The organism is Pseudooctadecabacter jejudonensis, assembly GCF_900172275.1.
Lineage (GTDB): Bacteria > Pseudomonadota > Alphaproteobacteria > Rhodobacterales > Rhodobacteraceae > Octadecabacter > Octadecabacter jejudonensis.
On sequence record NZ_FWFT01000003.1, the window covers coordinates 128,707 to 151,334 of the forward strand.

21 protein-coding genes and 1 tRNA gene are annotated in these 22,628 nt (G+C 60.4%); 18 read left to right on the plus strand and 4 right to left on the minus strand.

All coding sequences use genetic code 11. The features are described 5' to 3' along the window. Positions 1 to 54: 54 nt before the first annotated feature. From glpX to PSJ8397_RS09795, 3 genes are all read left to right on the plus strand, one after another. Positions 55 to 1,014, plus strand: a complete 960-nt coding sequence (gene glpX, locus PSJ8397_RS09785; RefSeq protein ID WP_085864434.1) for a class II fructose-bisphosphatase — start codon at positions 55 to 57, stop codon at positions 1,012 to 1,014. A gap of 113 nt (positions 1,015 to 1,127) precedes the next feature. Beyond that, a complete protein-coding gene (gene recJ / locus PSJ8397_RS09790; protein ID WP_085864435.1) occupies positions 1,128 to 2,894 on the plus strand; it encodes a single-stranded-DNA-specific exonuclease RecJ in 1,767 nt (588 codons plus the stop codon). 73 nt (positions 2,895 to 2,967) lie between these two features. Continuing rightward, positions 2,968 to 3,042: transfer RNA gene (locus PSJ8397_RS09795), tRNA-Glu, on the plus strand. A 146-nt stretch (positions 3,043 to 3,188) separates the two neighbouring features. Here PSJ8397_RS09795 and PSJ8397_RS09800 read toward each other — a convergent pair. The 4 genes from PSJ8397_RS09800 to PSJ8397_RS09815 all read right to left on the minus strand — a co-directional run bounded on the left by PSJ8397_RS09800 (position 3,189) and on the right by PSJ8397_RS09815 (position 7,463). Next, positions 3,189 to 4,226 (minus strand): ester cyclase, encoded by a 1,038-nt coding sequence (locus PSJ8397_RS09800; RefSeq protein WP_235000673.1) that lies wholly within the window; start codon positions 4,224 to 4,226, stop codon positions 3,189 to 3,191. After that, positions 4,226 to 5,113: a carbohydrate ABC transporter permease gene (locus tag PSJ8397_RS09805; RefSeq protein WP_085864436.1), complete on the minus strand. Its 888-nt coding sequence runs from the start codon at positions 5,111 to 5,113 to the stop codon at positions 4,226 to 4,228. Before PSJ8397_RS09805 ends, PSJ8397_RS09800 begins: the two co-directional genes overlap by 1 nt. A gap of 6 nt (positions 5,114 to 5,119) precedes the next feature. Further along, positions 5,120 to 6,142, minus strand: a complete 1,023-nt coding sequence (locus tag PSJ8397_RS09810) for a carbohydrate ABC transporter permease (RefSeq protein ID WP_085864437.1) — start codon at positions 6,140 to 6,142, stop codon at positions 5,120 to 5,122. Between the two features lie 79 nt (positions 6,143 to 6,221). Further along, a complete protein-coding gene (locus PSJ8397_RS09815) occupies positions 6,222 to 7,463 on the minus strand; it encodes an ABC transporter substrate-binding protein (protein WP_143515427.1) in 1,242 nt (413 codons plus the stop codon). Positions 7,464 to 7,713: 250 nt separating this feature from the next. On the opposite strand from PSJ8397_RS09815, the gene PSJ8397_RS09820 reads away from it, so the two are divergent. The 15 genes from PSJ8397_RS09820 (at position 7,714) to PSJ8397_RS09890 (ending at position 22,603) form a co-directional block, all read left to right on the plus strand. Continuing rightward, entirely contained in the window at positions 7,714 to 8,760 is a 1,047-nt protein-coding gene (locus PSJ8397_RS09820) for an ABC transporter ATP-binding protein (RefSeq protein ID WP_085864438.1), read from the plus strand. A 3-nt stretch (positions 8,761 to 8,763) separates the two neighbouring features. Beyond that, complete coding sequence (locus PSJ8397_RS09825) at positions 8,764 to 10,263, plus strand: GMC family oxidoreductase (protein WP_085864439.1); 1,500 nt, start codon at positions 8,764 to 8,766, stop codon at positions 10,261 to 10,263. Between the two features lie 14 nt (positions 10,264 to 10,277). Continuing rightward, positions 10,278 to 11,609, plus strand: coding sequence for a histidinol dehydrogenase (gene hisD / locus PSJ8397_RS09830; RefSeq protein WP_085864440.1), 1,332 nt, complete (start codon positions 10,278 to 10,280; stop codon positions 11,607 to 11,609). Next, on the plus strand, positions 11,606 to 12,643 hold the full coding sequence (locus PSJ8397_RS09835; RefSeq protein ID WP_085864441.1) for an ester cyclase: 1,038 nt from the start codon (positions 11,606 to 11,608) through the stop codon (positions 12,641 to 12,643). Before hisD ends, PSJ8397_RS09835 begins: the two co-directional genes overlap by 4 nt. Then, positions 12,643 to 13,347, plus strand: coding sequence for a hypothetical protein (locus tag PSJ8397_RS09840; RefSeq protein WP_085864442.1), 705 nt, complete (start codon positions 12,643 to 12,645; stop codon positions 13,345 to 13,347). Before PSJ8397_RS09835 ends, PSJ8397_RS09840 begins: the two co-directional genes overlap by 1 nt. Then, a complete protein-coding gene (locus PSJ8397_RS09845; protein WP_085864443.1) occupies positions 13,344 to 14,108 on the plus strand; it encodes an SDR family NAD(P)-dependent oxidoreductase in 765 nt (254 codons plus the stop codon). The genes PSJ8397_RS09840 and PSJ8397_RS09845 overlap by 4 nt, the downstream gene beginning before the upstream one ends. After that, positions 14,108 to 15,121 carry a LacI family DNA-binding transcriptional regulator gene (locus PSJ8397_RS09850; protein ID WP_085864444.1) on the plus strand — a complete coding sequence of 338 codons (1,014 nt, stop codon included), beginning with the start codon at positions 14,108 to 14,110 and terminating at the stop codon, positions 15,119 to 15,121. Before PSJ8397_RS09845 ends, PSJ8397_RS09850 begins: the two co-directional genes overlap by 1 nt. After that, positions 15,118 to 16,110, plus strand: a complete 993-nt coding sequence (locus PSJ8397_RS09855; RefSeq protein WP_085864445.1) for a nuclear transport factor 2 family protein — start codon at positions 15,118 to 15,120, stop codon at positions 16,108 to 16,110. Before PSJ8397_RS09850 ends, PSJ8397_RS09855 begins: the two co-directional genes overlap by 4 nt. Before the next feature lie 79 nt (positions 16,111 to 16,189). Beyond that, positions 16,190 to 17,158, plus strand: coding sequence for a cupin domain-containing protein (locus PSJ8397_RS09860; protein WP_143515461.1), 969 nt, complete (start codon positions 16,190 to 16,192; stop codon positions 17,156 to 17,158). 96 nt (positions 17,159 to 17,254) lie between these two features. Continuing rightward, the gene (locus PSJ8397_RS09865) at positions 17,255 to 18,379 is read left to right on the plus strand and encodes a cobalamin-independent methionine synthase II family protein (protein ID WP_085864447.1); all 1,125 of its coding nucleotides are present in this window, start codon (positions 17,255 to 17,257) and stop codon (positions 18,377 to 18,379) included. After that, positions 18,376 to 19,041 (plus strand): alpha/beta fold hydrolase, encoded by a 666-nt coding sequence (locus PSJ8397_RS09870; protein WP_085864448.1) that lies wholly within the window; start codon positions 18,376 to 18,378, stop codon positions 19,039 to 19,041. The genes PSJ8397_RS09865 and PSJ8397_RS09870 overlap by 4 nt, the downstream gene beginning before the upstream one ends. Before the next feature lie 107 nt (positions 19,042 to 19,148). Further along, a complete protein-coding gene (locus PSJ8397_RS09875) occupies positions 19,149 to 20,027 on the plus strand; it encodes a metal ABC transporter substrate-binding protein (RefSeq protein ID WP_085864449.1) in 879 nt (292 codons plus the stop codon). An 11-nt stretch (positions 20,028 to 20,038) separates the two neighbouring features. After that, positions 20,039 to 20,926: a manganese/iron ABC transporter ATP-binding protein gene (locus PSJ8397_RS09880; RefSeq protein WP_143515462.1), complete on the plus strand. Its 888-nt coding sequence runs from the start codon at positions 20,039 to 20,041 to the stop codon at positions 20,924 to 20,926. Further along, a complete protein-coding gene (locus PSJ8397_RS09885) occupies positions 20,923 to 21,777 on the plus strand; it encodes a metal ABC transporter permease (protein WP_085864450.1) in 855 nt (284 codons plus the stop codon). The genes PSJ8397_RS09880 and PSJ8397_RS09885 overlap by 4 nt, the downstream gene beginning before the upstream one ends. Next, positions 21,770 to 22,603: a metal ABC transporter permease gene (locus PSJ8397_RS09890; protein ID WP_085864451.1), complete on the plus strand. Its 834-nt coding sequence runs from the start codon at positions 21,770 to 21,772 to the stop codon at positions 22,601 to 22,603. The genes PSJ8397_RS09885 and PSJ8397_RS09890 overlap by 8 nt, the downstream gene beginning before the upstream one ends. Positions 22,604 to 22,628: the final 25 nt, after the last annotated feature.

Below are 22,628 nucleotides of genomic sequence, written 5' to 3' on the forward strand. Positions count from 1 at the left end.
GCGGGCGGTGCCATGCCAAGGGTATGGCGACGACAGACCACAAAGGACCTTGTCATGACCAAACCCGATTTCAACGACCGTATGCTGTCTTTGGGCCTTGCCCGCGTGTCCGAGGCCGCGGCCCTCGCCTCTGCCAAGCTCATCGGGCGCGGCGACGAAAAGGCGGCCGATCAGGCGGCGGTGAATGCGATGCGCGAACAGCTCAATAAGCTCGACATAGCGGGGGTTGTGGTGATCGGTGAAGGTGAACGGGACGAAGCCCCGATGCTGTTCATCGGCGAAGAGGTCGGCTCCGGCAATGGACCGGGCGTGGACATCGCCCTTGATCCGCTTGAGGGAACCACGCTGACAGCAAAAGACATGCCCAACGCCCTGACGGTCATCGCCATGGGGCCGCGCGGGTCTATGTTGCACGCGCCGGACGTCTACATGGACAAACTGGCCATCGGGCCCGGGTTCAAAGAGGGCGTCGTGACACTGGCCATGTCGCCTGCCGAACGTGTCTCCGCCCTTGCGGCCGCGAAAGGGTGTTCGACCGAAGACATCACCGTTTGCGTGCTGGATCGTCCCCGCCACGCCGACACCATCGCGGAAATCCGCAGCACCGGTGCAGCCATCCGCCTGATCACAGACGGAGATGTGGCCGGTGTGATGCACTGTGCCGAGGCTGCGACGACAGGTATTGATATGTACATGGGATCCGGCGGCGCGCCCGAAGGCGTTCTGGCGGCCGCGGCACTGAAATGCATGGGCGGCCAGATGTTCGGAAAGCTGTTGTTCCGCAACGATGACGAACGTGCGCGTGCCAGCAAGGCGGGCATCACCAACTTTGATCGCGTGTATACCCGCGACGATATGGTGACGTCCGATGTCATTTTTGCTGCCACTGGCGTCACCGATGGCTCGCTTCTGGCGGGTATCAAACGGGAACCTGGGTTTCTGACGGCTGAAACGATCCTCATGCGGTCCAAAACCGGATCCGTACGCCGCATGACCTACCGCAACCCTGTGTAATCGGGGCGATCGCTAAAATTCCGGAATTTTAGCCCCCTTCGGGGAAGGTATTTTTGACCCAAAGAAGCGGGGGGCGTGGCGAATCCCTGACGCCGCGCATATGGTGGGGTGTGATGACGGATACCCCACATATTGCGCGCCCGTTCCTTGATGTTGCGAAGTCTGCCACGGGGCGTCGCTGGGTTGGGCCAACTGGCGAGGATGACCGCTTGGGCGAGGCGATGGCGCAAGCCACCGGCCTGCCGCCGTCCCTATGCCGCATTCTTGTGCGACGCGGGGTCACAGCTGCGGAGGCCCCTGCGTTTCTGGCGCCCACGTTGCGGGATCTGCTGCCAGATCCCCGGTCGTTGCGGGATATGGAACCTGCTGCAGCACGTCTTGTTGCGGCGGCCACGTCACGCCAGCGGATTGCGATTTTTGCCGACTATGATGTGGATGGCGGCACGTCCGCCGCACTGTTGATAGATTGGCTGCGCCCCTTTGACGTCACGCCCACCCTCTATGTCCCCGACCGCATCGACGAAGGCTATGGCCCCAATGACGAAGCCATGGCGATGCTGGCGCGGGATCATGATCTGATCATCTGTGTGGATTGCGGCACGCTTTCCCACGGGCCGCTGGCCGCCGCGAAGGGGACCGATGTCGTCGTGCTGGATCACCATTTAGGGGGCGAAACCCTGCCCCCCGCCCATGCGGTTGTGAACCCCAACCGTCAGGATGAAACGGGCGATCTGGCGCATTTGTGTGCCGCGGGTGTTGTGTTCCTCTGTCTGGTCGAGGCGAACCGCCAATTGCGGACCAAAGGTGGCCCAACACCCGATCTGATGGGGCTGCTTGATCTGGTGGCCCTTGGTACGGTTGCCGATGTCGCACCGCTGGTTGGCGTCAACCGCGCCTTTGTGCGCCAAGGCCTGACCGTCATGGGCCGCAGGCAACGTGCGGGGCTTGTCGCACTCAGCGATGTGGCGCGGATGGACACAGCGCCCTCAACCTATCATCTGGGGTTCTTGTTGGGCCCGCGGATCAATGCAGGCGGCCGCATCGGCAAGGCCGATCTCGGCGCGCGCCTGCTGGCCACCACAAACGTCGCTGAGGCCCGCGCCATGGCAGACCGACTTGACCAGCTGAACACCGAACGACGTGAAGTTGAGACCCAAGTGCGCGACGCCGCGTTGGAACAGGCCGAGGCGCGCGGTCACGACGCCCCCCTTGTTTGGGCCGCAGGCGAGGGCTGGCATCCGGGCGTTGTGGGCATCGTGGCCTCGCGTTTGAAAGAGGCCACCAACCGCCCCGCCATCGTCATCGGGTTTGACGGGGACATCGGCAAGGGATCGGGACGCAGTGTCTCAGGCATCGATCTTGGGGCCGCCATTCAGCGGTGCGCAGCCGAGGGGCTGTTGATCAAGGGCGGCGGCCACAAGATGGCTGCTGGGCTGACCGTGGCGCGCGACAAGCTGGACGCCGCCATGGCGCGGTTGTCGGACTTGCTCGCCAAACAGGGGGCGGGCGAGATGGGGCCTGCAGATCTCAGGGTCGACGGCCTGCTGATGCCGGGCGCCGCCACGGTGGATCTGATCGAACACATCGAACAGGCGGGCCCCTTTGGCGCAGGCGCCCCTGCCCCCCGCTTTGTCTTTCCGGACTGCACGATCACCTTCGCCAAGCAGGTCGGTGCAAATCACCTGAAACTCACCTTTGGCGACGGGATCAGCGCCCGTCTGGATGCCATTTGCTTTGGCGCGATGGATGGCCCCCTTGGACCGCTCTTGATGAACCACGGCGGGGCGCGGTTCCATTTGGCGGGGCGTTTGGACATCAACGAATGGCAGGGCCGTCGCAGCGCCCAACTGCGTCTGGAGGACGCTGCCCCCGCCACATAATTTTTGCCGAAATTGGCAAAGAATCTGCTTGCGCCCCATCGGCAGATTCCCTAAATACCGCCTCACCAAGAGTGCTCCCTTCGTCTATCGGTTAGGACGCCAGGTTTTCAACCTGGAAAGAGGGGTTCGATTCCCCTAGGGAGTACCACTTGGCCTTCCCTTCGCAATAATCAGCGCCCAGCCCCACTGGGGTTGTCAGTGGTTTTCTGACGTTGAAGGTCACCGCGCGCGCACAACCCAGCCCGCCGCGCAGGCCTGCCCCGCGCTTTGCAGTCACGTCACATTTGCAGTCTTTTATTCAGGTGGCGTGTAGGGGTTGCCCGCAATCGCGGCACAGCGTGTCAGCACATCATCGCCCTGCTGGGCCAGCCAGTGCAACAGATCAATGAAGATCCAGTTTTCCGCCAGCTTGTCGCCCGAACGGCGGTAGATGTCGATCACGCGGAATTCCGCATCCATCTCAGTCCCCGGCATCCCCATGAACCCGCCGCGCTGCTTGGCGGTGAAGTTGGGCCACCCGAAAAAGCCACCGTAATGCCCCTCGGCCAAACGGGCGACATGCCCTGTTCCTGACCTGTCGTAGAACGCGGCACGGAACGGGCCGCTGTGCTGTTTGGCATAGCGTTCGATGGTGTAGGTCGCGCCGATCCCCGTGGGGCCCCACCAAATCATGTCATCATCCCAGGTGCGCGCCAGCTCTTCCTCCAGCGGCAAACCCAGCTGCCATGTGCCCAGATCCCCGATCATCGCCTCAATCGCTGCCATAGTCGCCACGCCCTCGGCAGGGTCCTGGGCGTCGAACAGCAAGCCATCATGGGTCAAGGGCCCGGGCTGCACCAAATTGGCCGCCGTCTGCGGGCCGAACGGGTTTTGCCCCGCCTGCACCATCAGGTGCGGAATATCGATATGCAGCATCGTTTCAACGATCTGGCCCGCGTCCACGCGGTTAAATTCACAATAGCGCAACATGGTCAGTTTGCGGGTCGGTGAAATGCCCAACCAAGGCGCATCAAACAACCCCATGAGATGGCCCATAGAGACGACCCAAACGCCACCCTGATGGCCCGCACCGGCAAAGAAAATATCCTCGCGCCGCTGGATCCGTGTCAGCGATGATGACAACGGGCCCCAAAACACACGGGCCACGGCCTCTGCGCCGTGATGTTCGTAGAACGGATGCACCCCGCGCCAATGCCAGTCGGCGCTGGTGTTCTGGGCCAGTGCCGCCGCCATATCACCGCCTGCCGCAAGTGCTGCGTAATGCGCCCGCACCACGGCCTTGGCCGATTGCAACATCTCGCCTGAGATCAGGTCAGAAGACACGCCGTCCATCAGCCCTTCACTGCGCCGGCAGTCAGACCAGACACGATCTGACGCTGGAAGAACAAGATCAGCACGAAAAGCGGGGCCGTCGCGGAAATCACCGCAGCCACGGCGAACATCACGTTGCCTTTGGTCTGTGTGGTGCCAAGGAACGACGCGATCTTGGGGATCATCGTCTGATTGTCTTTTTCCAACAACAACGCGGTCACGGCAAAATCATTGTAGGCCAACAGGAACGAAAACAGCCCCGTTGTGATCACCCCGGGCCACATCACCGGCAGGATCACATGGCGAAACGCCTGTATACGGTTGCACCCGTCAACCATGGCGCTTTCGTCCAGATCCTTGGGAATGTTGCGGAAAAACGATGTCATCATCCACAGGCTGAACGGCTGGTTGATCGCCACCAGAACAATGATTGTCGTACTCAGATGCCCCCACAGGTTCCATTCAAAGAACGGCAGCAGATAGCCAGACACCAGCGTAATGGGCGGCATCGCGCGGAAGATCAGCGCGGCGATCAGGAACCAGAACGCATAATTGTAGGTGGACCGCGACAGCGCGTAGCCCGCAAGCGTCGAACAGGTCAGCGAAATCGTCACCACAAAGAAACACACGATGGCGGAATTCATGACGGCGCGCCAGAACTCCTCCTGCACCCATGCGCCGTAATAGCCTTGCCCGGTAAAGGCCCCGCCGGTCTCAGTGATCGTCAACTCACCGGTCAGCGCGTTCGTCCAATCGGCTTTGGAAAAGAAATCCCCCTCAACCTTGAACGACCCCCAAAGGGTCCACAAAAACGGCACGGCGGCCATGATCAACCAAACCACAAGGAACGTGGTCAGCAGGGCCTGCAGATAGCCGGGCAATCGACGGTGTGTGGGGGCGTGTGACATGGGGCTTTAGGCTCTCTTGAAGTCGCGCCAGGTGCGCACAAGGACGGGGGACAGCAGGATGCCAACACAAACCACCGTCAACATGGACGTCGCCGCGGCTGAGTTAAACAGCACCGTTTCACCGGTCAGATCGGACAGAATATAGGTCGACAGCGATTGGGCGTGCGCCTCAGCCGAGAACGAGATCAGCGGCTCGAACACCCTGAAATTGTCCATCAACTGGATCAATGCCACGAAGGTCACAAGCGGCATGATGTGCGGGATCGTGACATAGCGCACCCGCTGCCAGCGGTTGGCGCCATCAATCATCGCGGCCTCATTGGTGTCCTGGTTGACGGTCTGAAGCCCTGCGTAAAACACCACAAAAGCAAAGGGCGCGGAATGCCAGACGCCGTAGACCATCAGCATGATCCACATCATCGGCGTCGACGCCTTGACGGACAAATCGGGATCAGACGCCAGCCATTGAATGGCCTGCCCCAAGATGCCGCGCGCATCGACCATCCAGAACAGAACCAACGACCCCACAATCGGGTTGATGATAAACGGCAGCAGCGAAATAAAGATCAGCGGCCCGCGAATGGCCCGCGTGGCGGAATTGACCGCCACCGCAATGGCAAAGCCCAGCGCGATGGTCAGCGGTGTGACGATAAAGGTAAAGGTCAGAGTAAAGACGATCGCGCCATAAAACGGCAGGTTCATCACCTTCGACCACCACTCACCCCAGGTCTCGGACGACGACCAGGCCTCTGCCATCTCAGCAAAGGCCAAATGCCCGCGGTTCACGTAGTTGTCCCACCCGACGAAACGACCCAATGGTTCGGCCTCACGCAGGGCTTGGGTGGCCTCTTGGTTCACGGCGGTGGTCTCGGAGCAACCAAACGGGCCGCAGCTTTCGACGATTTCAATCACCTGCTCATGCTGGGCGTGAAACGACTGCACAACGACAGAAATGACCGGAAAGACAATCAACGCGATCATGGCAATCAGGGACGGGGCTACAAAGGCAAGAAAGGTTCCGTGGCGCACGCGGGGCCCTCAACATCATGATCGGTCGGGAAAAACGGATGGACCGGCGCAAGACTGCGCCGGTCCGATTGGCTAAACCTTACTGGATAAAGCCAGCTTCGGTCGCAGCAGCCGTGTAGGCGGCTTCGACATCGGCCAAGGCCTGCTCAGCGGACTCGTTGCCCTGCATGAAGTCAGACAGCTCATTGCCCAGTGCTGTGTGCAGCAGGCCCTGATATGGGACCATTGGGTATGGCTTGGCGCCCGCGGACACGGTGGCCAGAACGCCTTCGTTCACGGTCTGTGGCTCAAAACCGTCGATCAGCCACACCGCCTGAGACATCGTCTCGTCGTTCAGCAGCGCGGGCGACACAGCGTGCGCCATGGCCTGGAACGTCGCGGCTGCATCTTCATCCGAGATGTTCTTGGACACAGTCCAACCATCCCACCACAGGGTCGTGGCTGGCACACCGCTGTCGCCCACCATCAGCGGACCGCTCACCATGGTGTTGGAATAGACTTCCTCAGCCGCACCTTCGTCGTCCATCAGAACGCCCGTGCGGGAGCCCCACATGTTCATCAGGGCCACGTTACCGGCTTCCCATTCAGCGGAGGTCGCGTTGCTGTCATGCGTCAGGAAGTCGGGGTTCATGTATTCGGACAGCGCCTTCATCATCTCAAGCGTGGCAATGCCCGCTTCATTGTTGATGGCCACGTTGGCTGTGCCGGGCTCAAAGAATTCACCGCCATGACCGATGTACATGTTGTTGAATTCCTGTGCGAGGTTCCAACCGGAGGCATAGGCCCCACCCAGTGGGTTTTCCAGCAGGCCCTGCTCACGGATGGTTTCAGCAGCCGCCAGAACCTCTTCGTAAGATGTCGGAACCTCAAGGCCCGCGGCCTCAAGAATGTCGGCGCGATACACAAGGTGCTGTGCGTTCGCCATGAACGCAATCGCCATGATCTCACCGTTGACGGAGATTTTCATGTGATCAGGGATGTCTGCACCGTACTGGGCAACCAGATTATCCAGCGGCTGGATCACGTCGTTGTTGATCAGCGCCACGATGGATGAGTTTGCAACGATCGCTGTGGTGTATTCGGCTGGGTTGCCTGTCATGCCGGGCACGTTCAGGGACTGGTGGTCCGCTGTCAGGTTGGCTTCGCTTTCGACACCGTCACACGACTGCGCCAGTGCAGCGACAGACTGAATGGCGGGGAATTCGTTGCCGATGATGCTCAACCGGCCGTCGGCGGCGCAGGCGTGGCCGTCTGCATAGGCCGCTGTGCCCATCGCCATCGCGACAGCCGTAGCGCCCATAAGTTTCGTCATTTTTGTCATATTGATCTCCCTGTGGTGCCGCTTTGATGCGGCGTTCGTAAAACATTTGCCCGCGCCACGAATCGGGCACGCCTATGCATACGAATGCAATGAAACGTGCTCACTTATAACAATGCAAGACAAAATGACTGAATAAGCGGGGGCGAGTGAAATTAAATTTCGCCTAAGCCTTACTGCACAAAAACATCTTGCTCTCAAAACAGAATCGGCACTACACCTGTTGCATACGTTTGCAATAAAGGTGCGCAAAATGGCCGAGATTCAGCTCAAGAACATCTCGAAACGCTGGGGCAGTTTTGTCGGTGTTGATAATTTCGACCTCACCATCGCAGATCAAGAGTTTCTGGTGCTTCTGGGGCCATCGGGCTGCGGCAAGACCACCACCATGCGCATGATCGCAGGGCTTGAGGACGTGACCGAGGGCGACATTCTGGTCGACGGCAAACGCATCAATGATCTCGAACCCAAAGACCGCGACTGCGCCATGGTATTCCAATCCTACGCGCTCTACCCCAACCTCGATGTCTACGAAAATATCCGTTTCCCGTTGCGGATGCGCAAGGTGCCAGCATCCGAGCACAACGAACGCGTGATGCGCGCCGCCGAAATGGTTGAACTCAAAGACTTTCTGCACCGAAAACCGGCCGAGCTTTCGGGCGGACAACGTCAACGTGTGGCCCTGGCCCGTGCTGTGGTGCGCGAACCCAATGTCTTCCTCATGGACGAACCGCTGTCGAACCTTGATGCGAAACTGCGCGTATCGACCCGCGCGCAAATCAAAAACCTCAGCCACGAACTCAAGACTACAACCGTCTACGTGACCCATGACCAGATCGAGGCGATGACATTGGCCGACCGCGTCGTTGTCATGTCTGCGGGCGTGGTCCAGCAGGTCGGCTCCCCCACTGAGATTTACGACAACCCCGCCAACACCTTCGTCGCCAGTTTCATCGGCTCGCCCGCCATGAACCTGGTGAACGGCACCATCGAAAACGGCACCTTCACATGCCCCGGCGTTACGGTCACCGGCATCGACACCAAACACACGGGCAAGGTCACGTTGGGGTTCCGCGCCGAAGATTGCATCGTGGGCAGTGCGGCGCCCTCCATCTCTGCGCCCGTCTATTCGATGGAACTGTTGGGCGACGCGACCATGGCGACCTTCCGCGTGGGCGACGCCATCGCATCGGTCAAGGCCGACAAGGATTTCCGCGCTGAGATCGGCGAAACCGTATCTGCCGAAATCCCGCCCGCCCTCACACACCTGTTCGACGCCACCACGGGCGAGCGGATCTGACCTATGACTGCGCCAATGGCATACGACTATATCGTCGTTGGCGCAGGGTCTGCAGGCTGCGCAGTGGCGGCTGGGCTGGCCGAACGGCAAGCCGGGTCTGTCGCCGTGATTGAGGCCGGACCGTCGGACGCACACCCCTTTGTCAAAATCCCGATGGCCTTGATGTGGCTTATGGGGTCGCGCCGCGACTGGCGCTTCAAATCTGCCCCCATGGCGGGAGTGAACGGGCGCCGCATCAACATTCCGCGCGGGCGGATGGTCGGCGGATCGGGATCCATCAATTCCATGGTCTGGTTTCGTGGCCGCGCGTCGGATTTTGACGGCTGGAATGTGCCTGGCTGGTCCTGGGCCGATGTGGAACCCGCGTTTGAAGAGGTCGAGGCGAAGATCACACCCAACCGGCTCGCCGCTCCCCATCCTTTGACGGATCGTCTGCATCGGCTGTTTGGTGGCAACGGCGCAGCGCCACCCTCGCCCGACTACGAATCCGCAGGCGTGTGCCACTTCAACATGCGAAACAGCCGCCGCTGGTCGGCCGCCGATGCGTTCTTGCGCCCCGCGGCATCCGACCATGACCTGACGGTCATAACCGGACGCATCGTCCGCCGCCTGCATCTCGACAAGGGGTGCGCCAAAGGCGTGATCCTTGGCGGCGCGGGCGAAGATACCGTGATCACGGCACGCAAAGGTGTCATCCTGTCCGCAGGTGCCATCGGGTCCCCCGACCTTTTGTTGCGCTCAGGGATTGGACCGGCTGACAGCGTGACCCAGCAAACCGTTGTCGTGGACGGTGTGGGCCAAAACCTGCATGATCATCCTGGCTGCGGGATGCACTTTGCGGGGGCCGAAACCGGCTATGGTTTGACCTTGAAACAGGCAGGGCAATGGCTCGCCGCGCCGCTGAACCTGATGCGCGGGCGCGGGCCACTGGCCTCGCCCACCGTTGAGGGGGCCGCGTTTTTCAACGCGCGCGGCGATGGCTCCGACCCCGATGTTCAATCCCATTTCATCCCGTTTTTCATGAACCATGCAGGCCACCGCTACGCGCCAGGGTCGGGTTATTTCGCGGACGTCTGCGTCTGCCGCCCCAAATCCCGTGGCCGACTGATGCGCCGGAACGGCCAACTGCACATTGACCTTGGTCTTTTCAAAGACGAGGCCGATCTCGACACGCTCACCCACGGATTGTTTCGCCTGCGCAGCCTAATGGCCGATGCCATGGGCGACGCCGCCGCACCCGAAGTCTATCCCGCCGGCGCAGCCACCTCTCATGATGACATGCGGGCCCATGTGCGCGCCAATGCGGGCACCGCCTACCACCCCGTGGGGACCCTGCGGATGGGCACCGACCCAGACGCGCCCGTCACCCCAACATGCGACGTCCGCGGTGTTGGCTCCCTTTGGGCGGCAGATGCCAGCCTGATGCCCGCCGTGACCTCCGCCAACACCAACGCGCCCGCCATGATGATCGGCCACCGCGCCGCCTCCTTTATTGCCGCTTAAGAAAGGGTAACGATATGACCATCCGCCACCTGAAAACCGCCCGTTCCGAAGAAGCCCGCGCCGAAGACGATGCCAAAACCCGCAAAATCGTCGAAGACGCGCTTGCACAAATCGAACAACGGGGCGACGCGGCTGTGCGCGAAATGTCGATAAACTTCGACAAATATGACCGTGACACGTACCGCCTGTCTGAGGCCGAAATTCAGGCGCTCATCGCCAAAGTCTCGCCACAGGACATGGCGGATCTGAAATTCGCGCAGGATCAAGTGCGCAACTTCGCCCAGGCCCAACGCGACAGCATGCTTGATATCGAAGTCGAAACCATGCCCGGCGTGATCCTTGGCCACAAAAACATCCCTGTCCAATCTGTTGGCTGCTACGTGCCGGGCGGCAAATTCCCCATGGTCGCGTCGGCCCACATGTCCGTCGCCACAGCCGCTGTCGCCGGTGTGCCGCGCATTATCGCCTGCACGCCACCGTTCAAGGGCGAACCCAACCCGGCAGTCATCGCCGCCATGCACTTGGGCGGGGCCCATGAAATCTACGTCATGGGCGGCATTCAAGCCATCGGCGCCATGGCCATCGGGACTGAGACGATTGATCCCGTGCACATGCTCGTTGGTCCTGGCAACGCCTTCGTGGCAGAGGCCAAACGCCAGCTGTTTGGCCGCGTCGGCATCGACCTGTTCGCAGGCCCGACCGAGACCATGGTCATTGCCGATGAGACCGCCGCCGACGGTGAACTCTGCGCGACAGACCTTCTGGGCCAGGCTGAACACGGCTACAACTCCCCCGCTGTGCTGCTGACAAACTCCGAGAAACTGGCAAACGACACCCTCCGCGAGATCGACCGCCTGCTTGAGATCATCCCCACAGCGGACACCGCCCGCACCTCTTGGGAAGACTACGGCGAGGTCATCGTCTGCGACACCTACGACGAGATGCTACAGGTCTCCGACGACATCGCGTCCGAGCACGTGCAGGTGATGACCGACCGCGACGATTGGTTCCTCGAACACATGACCTGCTACGGCGCGCTGTTTCTTGGCCCGCGCACAAATGTGGCCAATGGCGACAAGGTCATCGGCACCAACCACACCCTGCCCACCAAAAAAGCAGGCCGTTACACCGGCGGCCTATGGGTCGGCAAGTATCTGAAAACACACAGCTATCAAAAGGTCACAACGGATGAAGCCGCCACGCTGATCGGCGAATATGGATCCCGTCTGTGCATGCTCGAAGGGTTCGTTGGCCACGCAGAACAATGCAACATCCGTGTGCGCCGCTACGGGGGCATCAACGTGCCCTATGGCGAAGGCGCGCCCTACCGTGAGGCGGCAGAGTGACAACGCACCCCGCCCTCTCGGCCTTCCAATCCGCCGCCGCAACGGCCACAACCGACGGCCTGCGGGCGGCGATTGCAGACACCTTCGCCGCAGACGCCACGGTCAAAATGTGCGCACCCTTTGGCGATGTTACAGCCGCGGATGCGTTTGAAACACTCTACGCGCCCCTGCTGACTGCAATGCCCGACCTTGAACGCCGCGACATGATCACCCTGACCGGCACGACGGCCGAGGGGGAAACATGGGCGGGGCATATGGGCAATTACATGGGCACGATGACGGCCCCATGGTCTGTCAAAGGCCACCACATTCCGCTCACCGGCCACCTGACGCACATGCGGTATCACGAGTTCTTTCGCATCAAGGACGGCAAAGTCACCGAGGCGCAGATCATCTGGGACATCCCAGAGGTCATGATGCAGGCCCATGCCTGGCCGATGGCGCCCCAGCTGGGCAAAGCACTGTGCACACCGGCACCGATGACCCAAGACGGGCTGACTGCCACAGGTGACGGTCAGGCCACAATGGATCACGTCATCGCCATGCTGACGGACCTGTGCAAACATCCCGCACAAGGCGGGCCGGAGGTTATGAACCTTGAGGCCTACTGGCACCCCCGTTTCAATTGGTACGGCCCCCACGGCATCGGGACAGGTCGCGGCATCGCGGGGTTCCGCAATTGGCACCAAATCCCGTTCCTGCGCGCCATGCCTGATCGCAAACTGGATGCCATGGGGGACCTGATGTCCCATTGGTTTGCGCAAGGGGACTATGTTTGCGAAACCGGCTGGCCCAATATGCGCCTGACACTGACAGATGACGGCTGGATGGGCACCGCCCCTGCAGGACGCGAGGTGCTTCTGCGGTCGCTTGATTTCTGGCGCATGGAAAACGGCAAGATCCGTGAAAACTGGGTGCTGGTGGACCTGCTGGATCTTTATGCGCAATGCGGCGTCGATGTTCTGGCGCGAATGTCGGAATTTAACAAAGCCCGCAACCTTGGCCCCATCCGCCTGCCCGAAAGCCAATTCTGATGCGTCCGCCCGCCTCATATTCAGGCCTTGAAACCTTAGGGCGCGTGCGGCTCGGCCAACACTTTTTCATGCGCGATTTTCTGTATTCGGAAATTGGCAATTTCCACGCGGTTCCCAACATCCCCGACACGCCCGATCTGGCCATCGCGGCTGGTCGCGGGCTGTGCAAACACCTTCTCGATCCAATGACCAATACGTTCGGGCCGTTGCACATCCGCTCCGCCTACCGCTCTCCCACGTTGAACCACTTCGGGGCGACGCAGGCCAAACCGCAGCGGTGTTCCGCCAATGAAAAGAATTACGCGGGCCACATCTGGGATATTCGGGATAAGGACGGCCATATGGGCGCCTGCGTCAGCGTCGTCATCCCGTGGTTCACCGATCAATATGAACAGGGTCGCGATTGGCGGGACCTCGCATGGTGGATCCATGACCACCTGCCCTATTCAGCCATGTATTTCTTCCCCAAACTCGCCGCCTTCAATTTGACGTGGCACGAAAATCCCGCGCGCTCCATCCACAGCTACGTGGCCCCCAAAGGCACGCTCTTGGCCGCAGGCGCCACCCCGGATGAGGACACCGCCACCCGTGCTGCGCGTTACGCCGACTTTCCCGAACTGGGCGGCATTGCCTACCCCGAACCGTCTTCATCTTGGCAAATACAACTCAACCCAGGTGGCCAAACGGAGGGCCGATCGCAATGACACTCCCCCGCACACCGTCCTTCGGCCTCGCCGGAAAACGCGCGCTTGTCACAGGGGCCACATCCGGCATTGGCGAAGGCTGCGCGGTGGCCTTGGCCGAAGCAGGCGCTCATGTCACCCTTGTGGCCCGCACCGCAGCCGCGGTCGAGACCCAAGTCTCGCGGTTTGCGGACAACGGCTGGTCAGCCTCCGCCCTGCCTCTCGATATCTCAGACACCAAAACAACCCAAGAGGCCGTGGCCGATGAGGGGCCGTTTGACATCCTCGTCAATTCCGCAGGTCTTGCCCGTCATGCCCCCGCGGTCGAGACCACCGAAACCGATTACGACACGGTCACCGACCTGAATGTCAAAGCCGCGTTTTTCCTGACCCGTGCGGTGGCTCGTGGCCTGATCGCGGCGGGCAAGCCGGGCAGCTTGATCAACATCTCCAGCCAAATGGCCCATGTGGGCGGGATCGACCGCGCTGTCTATTGCGCCACCAAACACGCGCTTGAGGGGATGACGAAATCCATGGCGATCGAATGGGGCCCCCACGGCATCCGCGTCAACACGATCTGCCCCACCTTCATTCGCACACCTTTGGGCGAACAGACGCTGGCGATCCCAGAACGCCGCGCCTGGATTGAAGAGAAAATCAAACTGGGCCGCGTCGGGGAAGTGACCGACATCATGGGGGCCACCACCTTCCTTGCCTCCGATGCCGCCGCCCTGATCACCGGCACCTCGCTTTTGATCGACGGGGGGTGGACCGCAGGCTGATGGACAGACGTGTCACCTCCCTTCAGGTCGCCAAACGCGCAGGCGTCAGCCAGTCGGCCGTCAGCCGCGTGTTTTCCGGCGCCTCGGCCTCTGCGGCCACGGCCGAAAAGGTCCGCGCGGCGGCCGCCGAACTGGGCTACCGCCCCAACGTGCTGGCCCGCGCCATGATCACCGGCAAAAGCCGGGTGATTGGCCTTGTGGTGGCCTACCTCGACAACCAGTTCTACCCCGAGGCCCTGCAACGGCTGTCCAATGCCTTGCAAGCCAGCGGGTACCACATCCTGATCTTCACGACCTCCAACGACGCAGATGAGGTCGAAACCGTGGTGCAGGATATGCTCGACCATCAGGTCGAAGGCATCATCGCGGCCTCTGTGTCCCTGTCCTCCGCCCTGACCGATCTGTGTGCCAAAGCCGGCATTCCCGTCGTTCTGTTCAATCGCGGCCAGCCGGGCAGCGGTCTGTCGTCGGTGACCTCGGCCAACGTCAAAGGCGGCTATACCGCAACACAGGCCTTGATCGACGCGGGCCACACCCGCATCGCCCATATCGCAGGGTGGGAAGGATCAATGACAGGGCGGGACCGCCGTCAAGGGTTTGAGGATGCAATGGCAGACGCGGGCCTGACCCCCTTTGCTATCGTGGATGGGATGTACAGCCGCGATGTGGCTGCAGCCTCCACCCGTCAACTCCTCAGCGGGGCCAACCGCCCCGACGCCATCTTTGTGGCCAATGATCACATGGCCTTCGCCGTGATTGAGGAAATCCGCGCAGCGGGCCTCAATATTCCTGACGACATCTCCATTATCGGCTATGATGACACACCGCTGGCCGCCTGGCCCAGCTTCGATCTGACGACCGTCCGCCAACCGGTCAACCGTATGGTCGAGGCCACGGTCACCACCCTGATGTCCGCCATCGCGGGCGCCGAAACCTACGCACACACCATTGAAATCGAAGGCCCGCTGATCCAACGCGGCTCCTCCAAACCACCAAAAGGACCAAGGCCATGAAAGGCTTTTCGCAAAAGTTCAAAGACTTCCCCGACTACATCATCAAGATCACAAAAGAGATCTGGGAAGACCGCGGTGTCGGCACCCTGCACGACTACTACCACCCCGACATCGTCGTCCGTTCGCCCATGGGGATCCAGCGCGGCAATGCCGCTGTGATGGCCTCCACCATGGCCACCATCAACGAATTTCCCGACCGTGAACTGTTTGGCGACGATGTGATCTGGTCCGACGATCCCGAATACGGCCTGCTGTCCTCACACCGCCTGATCACGCGTGCCACCCACACCCGCGATGGCCAGTTTGGTGCAGCCACCGGCAAACCCTGGACGATCCGCGTCATCGCAGATTGTGCAGCCAAGGAAAACACGATCTATGATGAATGGCTGATCCGCGACTACGGCGGCATGGTCCGTCAAATGGGCATGGATCCGCGCCAGTTCACCCAAAACATGATCGACATCGAAGGCGGCCCGCAGGTCGCGCCGCGTCCCTTTACGCCCGATCAAGACATCGACGGCGGCTACAACTCCAAAGGCAACGACAACGTCTGGGGCCGCCGCTATGCCGATACATTGCAACAGATCATGGATCTGGACTTTCATTGCATTCCCAAAGACTACGACCGTGCCGTGCTGTGCGAATACGCAGGTGGGAAAACGGTGCTAAGCCATGACAGCGTGACCGAATTCTGGCTTGGCCTGCGGTCGTCCTTTCCTGATGCGACGTTCAAAATCCACCACCAGATCGGGATGGACGGCGACATGCTGCCACCGCGTGCGTCGATCCGATGGTCGCTGGATGGCACGCATTCGGGCTGGGGCACATTCGGCAAACCCACGGGCGCACCGGTGCACGTCATGGGCATGTGTCACGCCGAATACGGGCCCTTCGTGAACGCAGATGGCCCGCAAGATGCCAGCATCCGTCGCGAATGCGCGCTCTACGACGAAATCGCGATCTGGAAACAGATCCTCATGCACCAATAATGCCAAAATTCCGGAATTTTGGCCCCACCGCTAAAATTCCGGAATTTTAGCCCGCCGCCAAAGGGAACATCACATGATCATGGAACACCGCATTGTGCGCTATGGCGACCTGCAGCCTTGCAAGACCGCCTTTATCGACGCCCACACCCCCGGCTCCGATCAAAAGGAAAACTTCACGATCATCGGCGGCGGCGTCTCGGAATCTCCCGATCAGCACGTGCACATCGGCCTGCCCCACGGCTTCAACATTGGCGCCGCTGGCCAACCGCCCAAATGCCGCAACAGCCTGCATGATCACCACACGGCAGAGGCGTTCTTTGTCCTCAAGGGCCGGTGGCGCTTTTTCTGGGGCCGCTACGGGGACGCAGGCGAGGTGGTGCTGGAAGAGGGCGACATCTTCAACATCCCCACGGGCATCTTTCGTGGGTTTGAAAACATCGGCACCGACTACGGGATGATCATGGCCATTTTGGGCGGCGATGATGCTGGCGGCGGCGTCATGTGGGCCCCACAAGTCATCGAGGACGCCGCAGACCATGGGCTTGTGCTGGGCGACGACGGCAAGCTGTATGACACCAAACGTCAGCAAAAATTGCCAAAAGGCGTGGCACCAATGCCCGTGATGACGGACGACGACCTTGCAAAACGGCCCGAACCCACAACGGCGCAGGTGCTGCCCAATCACGTCGCCCGCTACTGGGACATGATGGCGTTGGCCGATCGCATGCCTGTGCAGGTCATTGGCGAACGGGGCTTGCTCAAAGACAAGCCTGGGTTTGAGGTCAGCTTCATCACCCGCGGCTCCGCGACGGAGGCAAGGAAATCCAACCCGTACCCGACTGTCCTGATGCCCATGCGCGGCCATTGGAAAGTCCGCTGGGACGCCGCCAGAGGCCTTGACGCAGGTGAGGCCACGTTGGCCCCGGGCGATACCATGTCCGTGCCCGAACACACGCCCCATTCGGTCGTGCCCTCCATGACCGGCGAGGCGAGCCTGTATCATGTGGTTGCAACGGGCGATCCGGCTGGGCACACATGGACGGGATAACATTTTCGTGATTTGGTTGTGGCGGGGCATCCGCGCGGAGCCATACGCTTGCCATACGCCAGCCATACCAAAACCATACGTCTCGAAAGGCCTCAAATGTCCAAAATACTCACGTCCCACGTCGGCTCCCTTCCCCGCAGTCAAGAGGTTGTCGATTTCATCTTCGCCCGTGAACATGGCAAGGAGTACGACACCGCCGCCTTTGACGCCTGTATGACGGCAGCCGTTGCGGAAACCGTTAAAAAACAAAAGGATGCAGGCATTTCCATCGTGTCTGACGGGGAGACCTCCAAGATCAGCTACGCCACCTACGTCAAGGACCGCTACACAGGTTTCGACGGCGACAGCCCCCGCAATGCGCCTGCCGATCTGAAGAAATTTCCAAGCTTTCTCAAGCGCTTGGCGGATGACGGCGGGACGCCTCAATACGCCCGCCCCATGTGTGTCGGTCCTGTAAAATCCAAAGGTCAGGGCGAGCTTGAGAAAGATATCGCCAACCTCAAAGCTGCGATGGCCGAGAACGGCATCGAACGCGGCTTTATGAACGCGGCCTCCCCTGGCGTTATCTCATTGTTTTTGCAGAACGATTACTATGCAACGCGGGACGAATACCTGGGCGCGCTGGCCGATGCCATGCGCGAAGAATACCGCACGATTGTGGATGCGGGGCTGGACGTGCAACTCGATTGTCCCGACCTCGCGCTGTCGCGTCATATGTTGTTCAATGATCTGACCGATGAGGAATTCCTTAAGATCGCAGGCGCCCATGTTGAAGCGTTGAACCATGCCCTAGACGGGATCGATCCGGCCCGCGTGCGCGTTCATATTTGTTGGGGGAATTACGAAGGCCCACATGTCTGCGACATCCCCATGTCCAAGATGTTCGACACTTTGATGTCCACGCAAGCCTCGTATCTGTTGTTCGAAACATCCAACCCGCGTCACGGCCACGAATGGGCCGTGTTCCGTGATCGCAAGGCAGACATTCCTGACGACAAAATCCTTGTCCCCGGCGTGGTCGACACCACCACGAACTTTGTCGAACATCCTGATCTTGTTCAGGAACGCATCGAACGGTTCGTGGGGATTGTTGGGCATGACCGCGTGATCGCAGGGTCTGATTGTGGTTTTGGAACCTTCGCCGGTTTTGGCGCTGTGGACCCCGATATCGCCTATGCCAAACTTGGTGCATTGTCAGCGGGGGCTGCTCAGGTCAAATGACCCTTGTTTTTCTGCCTGGAATGATGTGCGACGGGCGGCTGTTCCAACACATGCCGCCCCATTTGTGTCTTTCCATTTCTCAACATGACACGGTTGAGGCATTGGCGGCGGATGTTTTGCAAAATGCCCCCGACACCTTCGCACTGGCCGGTCTGTCGATGGGCGGGATCGTCGCGATGGAGATCATTCGGCAAGCGCCCGACCGTGTCACAAAACTGGCCCTGATGAACACCAATTGTGAGGCCGAGACCGACCGCATCAAAGACATGCGCGCGCCCCAGATCGCCAAGGCGCAGGCTGGCAATCTGCGTGCCGTGATGCGCGATGAGATGAAGCCCAACTACTTGGCCGATGGCCCGCACCGTCAGCCAGTTCTGGACCTGTGCATGGACATGGCGATCGATCTGGGCCCCGAGGTGTTCGCACGCCAATCCCATGCGCTCATGTCCCGGCCCGACCAGAAAGGCACCTTGAAATCATGGACAAAGCCCACGTTGATCCTGACAGGGGAACATGATCGGCTGTGCCCCCTCCACCGCCATACCTTGATGGCAGAGCTGATACCCGATGCCCAACTGACCGTGCTGAAAAACGCAGGCCATTTGCCACCACTTGAGCAACCCGCCCTCACCCATGCAGCCCTCGTCCAGTGGCTGAGCTGATCAAGCAGAGCGACACATTCCTCCCCCTTTAGTTGAGAATAATTCTCAATCTCATTGACAACCCCGCAGGATGGCCCATAACTCAGCCCAGCAATAAGGAGGTTTCAATGCGTTTACTGACACTGACGACTGCCCTATCCGGCCTGCTGGCCACCGCCGCCATCGCCGATGACTTCAAGGTCGTGACGACCTTTACTGTCATCGCTGATATGGCCAAAAATGTCGCCGGAGACGCCGCAGTGGTGGAATCGATCACCCGTGCTGGTGCCGAAATCCATGGCTATCAACCCACCCCGCGCGATCTGTTGCGCGCATCGGATGCGGACCTGATCCTGTGGAACGGCATGAACCTCGAACTGTGGTTTGAACAGTTCCTGGGCAACCTGGGGGATATCCCGTCGGCGACCATCTCCGAAGGCATCGCCCCCCTGCCCATCCGTGAGGGCAGCTACGAAGGTCTGCCCAACCCACATGCTTGGATGGGCTTGGACAACGCGCTGATTTACATCGACAATATCGCAGCCGCCATGTCCGAACACGACCCCGACAATGCCGACACCTATGCGGCGAACGCAGAGCGCTACAAGGCCGAAATTACGGCGGCGATTGAACCCTTGCGCGCCCAGATCATGCAGATCCCGGAAGACCAACGTTGGTTGGTCACCTGCGAAGGGGCGTTCAGCTACCTCGCCCGTGATTTCGGTCTGCAGGAGGCCTATCTTTGGCCCATGAACGCTGATCAGACAGGCACGCCCCAACAGGTCCGCGCTGTGATCGACACCGTGCGTGCCAATGACGTGCCCGCGGTGTTTTGTGAAAGTACGGTCAACACCGATCCTGCCGAACAGGTCGCACGTGAAACCGGTGCCAATTACGGCGGTGTGCTTTATGTTGATAGTCTGTCACTGGAAGACGGCCCCGTGCCGACCTATCTGGACCTACTACGTGTGACCACTGAAACCGTCGTGGAAGGCCTGACTGAGTGAACCCTCCCCCCCTGAACACCCTGCCCAAACCGGCCCCGCATCAAACGTCCAAGAACCAGGCGGGGCTTTATGCGGATGGTGTGACGGTCACCTATCGCAACGGCACCACAGCCCTGCGCGATGCGACGTTCGCCATCCCACGCGGCACGATTGCGGCCTTGGTTGGGGTCAACGGGGCGGGGAAATCCACGCTGTTCAAGGCGATCATGGGCTTTCTGCCTGCGGCGAGCGGTGAGATCGGCGTGCTGGGGCAAACGGTCAAACAGGCGATCAAGGCAGGCATCGTCGCCTACGTCCCCCAGGCGGAAGAGGTCGACTGGTCGTTTCCCGTGCTGGTCGAAGACGTGGTGATGATGGGCCGCTACGGTCATATGGGCCTGCTGCGCCGCCCCTCGTTCAAGGATCACGCGGCCGTCACAGACGCTTTGGCCCGTGTGGGCATGGCCGATTTCCGCACCCGCCAGATCGGGGAGCTTTCGGGCGGCCAACGCAAGCGCGTCTTCCTTGCCCGTGCCTTGGCGCAAAACGGGCAAGTCATTCTGCTGGATGAGCCGTTTACCGGCGTCGATGTCCAAACCGAGGAAGCCATCATTGCCCTGCTAAAGGAGTTGCGCGACGAAGGCCGTGTGATGCTGGTCAGCACCCACAACCTCGGCTCGGTGCCTGAATTTTGCGACCAAACCGTGCTGGTCAAGGGCACGGTTCTCAACTTCGGCCCGACGGAAGAGGTGTTCAATCGCGAAAACCTTGAGGCCGCCTTCGGTGGCGTTTTGCGTCACTTCGTTCTGGGTGGTGAAGACCTGCATGATGATGATGACGAACGCAAAGTGACGATCCTCACAGACGATGAACGGCCTTTCGTCATCTACGACGATCAGACACGGACCCGCGGCGAATGACCCTTTTGCTGGAGCCTTTCACCTACGGCTTTATGGTGAACGCCATGGTGGTGTCGTCCCTTGTGGGGGCGGTTTGTGCGTTTTTGTCGTGTTATCTGATGCTTAAGGGCTGGTCCCTGATCGGCGACGCGCTGTCCCATTCCATCGTGCCCGGGGTTGCAGGGGCCTATATGTTGGGCCTGCCCTTTGCCTTGGGGGCGTTTTTGTCAGGCGGTTTAGCGGCCGGTGCCATGATGTTTCTCAACCAACGTACGGGGCTGAAAGAGGACGCGATCATCGGGCTGATCTTCACAAGCTTCTTCGGCCTTGGCCTGTTCATGGTGTCCGTGTCCCCTGTGCCTGTGGATGTGCAAACAATTATCCTTGGCAATATCCTGGCCATTACGCCCAGCGACACCGCGCAACTGTTGATTATCGGCGGGGTTTGCCTGGTGGTTCTGCTGGCCAAGTGGAAGGACTTGATGGTCGCGTTTTTCGATGAAAACCACGCACGGTCCATTGGGCTGAACCCGGGCCGGTTGCGGTTCATCTTTTTTGTCCTGCTGTCGGCGGCCTGCGTCGCGGCCCTGCAGACCGTGGGCGCCTTTCTAGTCATTGCCATGGTCATTACACCGGGGGCCACGGCCTATTTGCTGACCGACAGGTTCCCCCGTCTGCTGATCATCGCTGTGACCATCGGCACGCTGTCCAGCTTTGTGGGCGCCTATGTGTCCTATTTCCTGAACGGGGCCACAGGTGGGATCATCATCTGCCTGCAAACGGCGCTTTTTGCCGCCGCCTTTTTCTTTGCGCCCAAACACGGGCTGTTCGCAGCCCGCAGGCGTGCGGCAGAGGCGCTTAGCCATGGGTGATCTCCTTCTTCCCTTCCAATTTCCATTCATGCACGGGGCGTTCTACATCGCCCTTCTGATCGGCCCGCCCACGGCGCTGTTGTCGTGTTTTCTGGTGCTCAAGGGATGGTCGCTGATGGGCGATGCCGTCAGCCATGCGGTTCTGCCTGGTGTGGTGCTGGCCTATATCGTGGGGCTGCCGCTTATCGTGGGGGCGTTCATCGCGGGCATGGTGTGTTCGCTGCTGACGGGATATCTCGACGCAAATTCACGGGTCCGACAAGATACGGTCATGGGCGTCGTGTTCTCTGGCATGTTCGGGCTTGGCCTTGTTCTTTATACGAAAATCGAAACCAACGTGCATCTCGATCATATCCTCTTTGGCAATATGCTGGGGGTGACGGCGCAGGATCTGTGGACCTCGGGCATCATTGGCGCGCTGGTCTGCGCAGCCCTGCTTCTCAGCTGGAAAGACCTGCTTTTGAACGCCTTTGATCCTGCACAGGCCCGCGCCATTGGCCTGCCAGTTGCGCTGTTGCACTATGGTCTTCTGGTGGTGCTGTCGCTGACCATTGTGGCGACCCTCAAGGCGGTCGGCCTGATCCTTGCCATCGGTTTGCTGATCGCACCAGGGGCCATCGCCTTCCTGATCACCCGCCAATTTCGGAACATGCTGATCGTCGCCGTGCTGGCCTCCACTGGCTCAATGGTGGCCGGGGTGTATTTGAGCTTTTGGATCGCGTCAGACGCAGGCCCCACGGTCATTTTGGTCCTCACCGCCCTGTTTATCCTGGCCTTTTTGGTCCGCATTGCCCTGAACAAACGCACGCAGCGCCGCGCAATCTGACCCGACCGCAATCGACAAACCCGCG

Bases quoted from the DNA above. Each gene is read 5' to 3' on its own strand.
- glpX (WP_085864434.1), top strand. From the start codon at position 55: ATGACCAAACCCGATTTCAACGACCGTATGCTGTCTTTGGGCCTTGCC.
- recJ (WP_085864435.1), top strand. From the start codon at position 1,128: ATGACGGATACCCCACATATTGCGCGCCCGTTCCTTGATGTTGCGAAG.
- PSJ8397_RS09800 (WP_235000673.1), bottom strand. From the start codon at position 4,226: ATGGACGGCGTGTCTTCTGACCTGATCTCAGGCGAGATGTTGCAATCG.
- PSJ8397_RS09805 (WP_085864436.1), bottom strand. From the start codon at position 5,113: ATGTCACACGCCCCCACACACCGTCGATTGCCCGGCTATCTGCAGGCC.
- PSJ8397_RS09815 (WP_143515427.1), bottom strand. From the start codon at position 7,463: ATGACAAAAATGACGAAACTTATGGGCGCTACGGCTGTCGCGATGGCG.
- PSJ8397_RS09820 (WP_085864438.1), top strand. From the start codon at position 7,714: ATGGCCGAGATTCAGCTCAAGAACATCTCGAAACGCTGGGGCAGTTTT.
- PSJ8397_RS09825 (WP_085864439.1), top strand. From the start codon at position 8,764: ATGACTGCGCCAATGGCATACGACTATATCGTCGTTGGCGCAGGGTCT.
- hisD (WP_085864440.1), top strand. From the start codon at position 10,278: ATGACCATCCGCCACCTGAAAACCGCCCGTTCCGAAGAAGCCCGCGCC.
- PSJ8397_RS09840 (WP_085864442.1), top strand. From the start codon at position 12,643: ATGCGTCCGCCCGCCTCATATTCAGGCCTTGAAACCTTAGGGCGCGTG.
- PSJ8397_RS09845 (WP_085864443.1), top strand. From the start codon at position 13,344: ATGACACTCCCCCGCACACCGTCCTTCGGCCTCGCCGGAAAACGCGCG.
- PSJ8397_RS09850 (WP_085864444.1), top strand. From the start codon at position 14,108: ATGGACAGACGTGTCACCTCCCTTCAGGTCGCCAAACGCGCAGGCGTC.
- PSJ8397_RS09855 (WP_085864445.1), top strand. From the start codon at position 15,118: ATGAAAGGCTTTTCGCAAAAGTTCAAAGACTTCCCCGACTACATCATC.
- PSJ8397_RS09860 (WP_143515461.1), top strand. From the start codon at position 16,190: ATGGAACACCGCATTGTGCGCTATGGCGACCTGCAGCCTTGCAAGACC.
- PSJ8397_RS09865 (WP_085864447.1), top strand. From the start codon at position 17,255: ATGTCCAAAATACTCACGTCCCACGTCGGCTCCCTTCCCCGCAGTCAA.
- PSJ8397_RS09870 (WP_085864448.1), top strand. From the start codon at position 18,376: ATGACCCTTGTTTTTCTGCCTGGAATGATGTGCGACGGGCGGCTGTTC.
- PSJ8397_RS09875 (WP_085864449.1), top strand. From the start codon at position 19,149: ATGCGTTTACTGACACTGACGACTGCCCTATCCGGCCTGCTGGCCACC.
- PSJ8397_RS09885 (WP_085864450.1), top strand. From the start codon at position 20,923: ATGACCCTTTTGCTGGAGCCTTTCACCTACGGCTTTATGGTGAACGCC.
- PSJ8397_RS09890 (WP_085864451.1), top strand. From the start codon at position 21,770: ATGGGTGATCTCCTTCTTCCCTTCCAATTTCCATTCATGCACGGGGCG.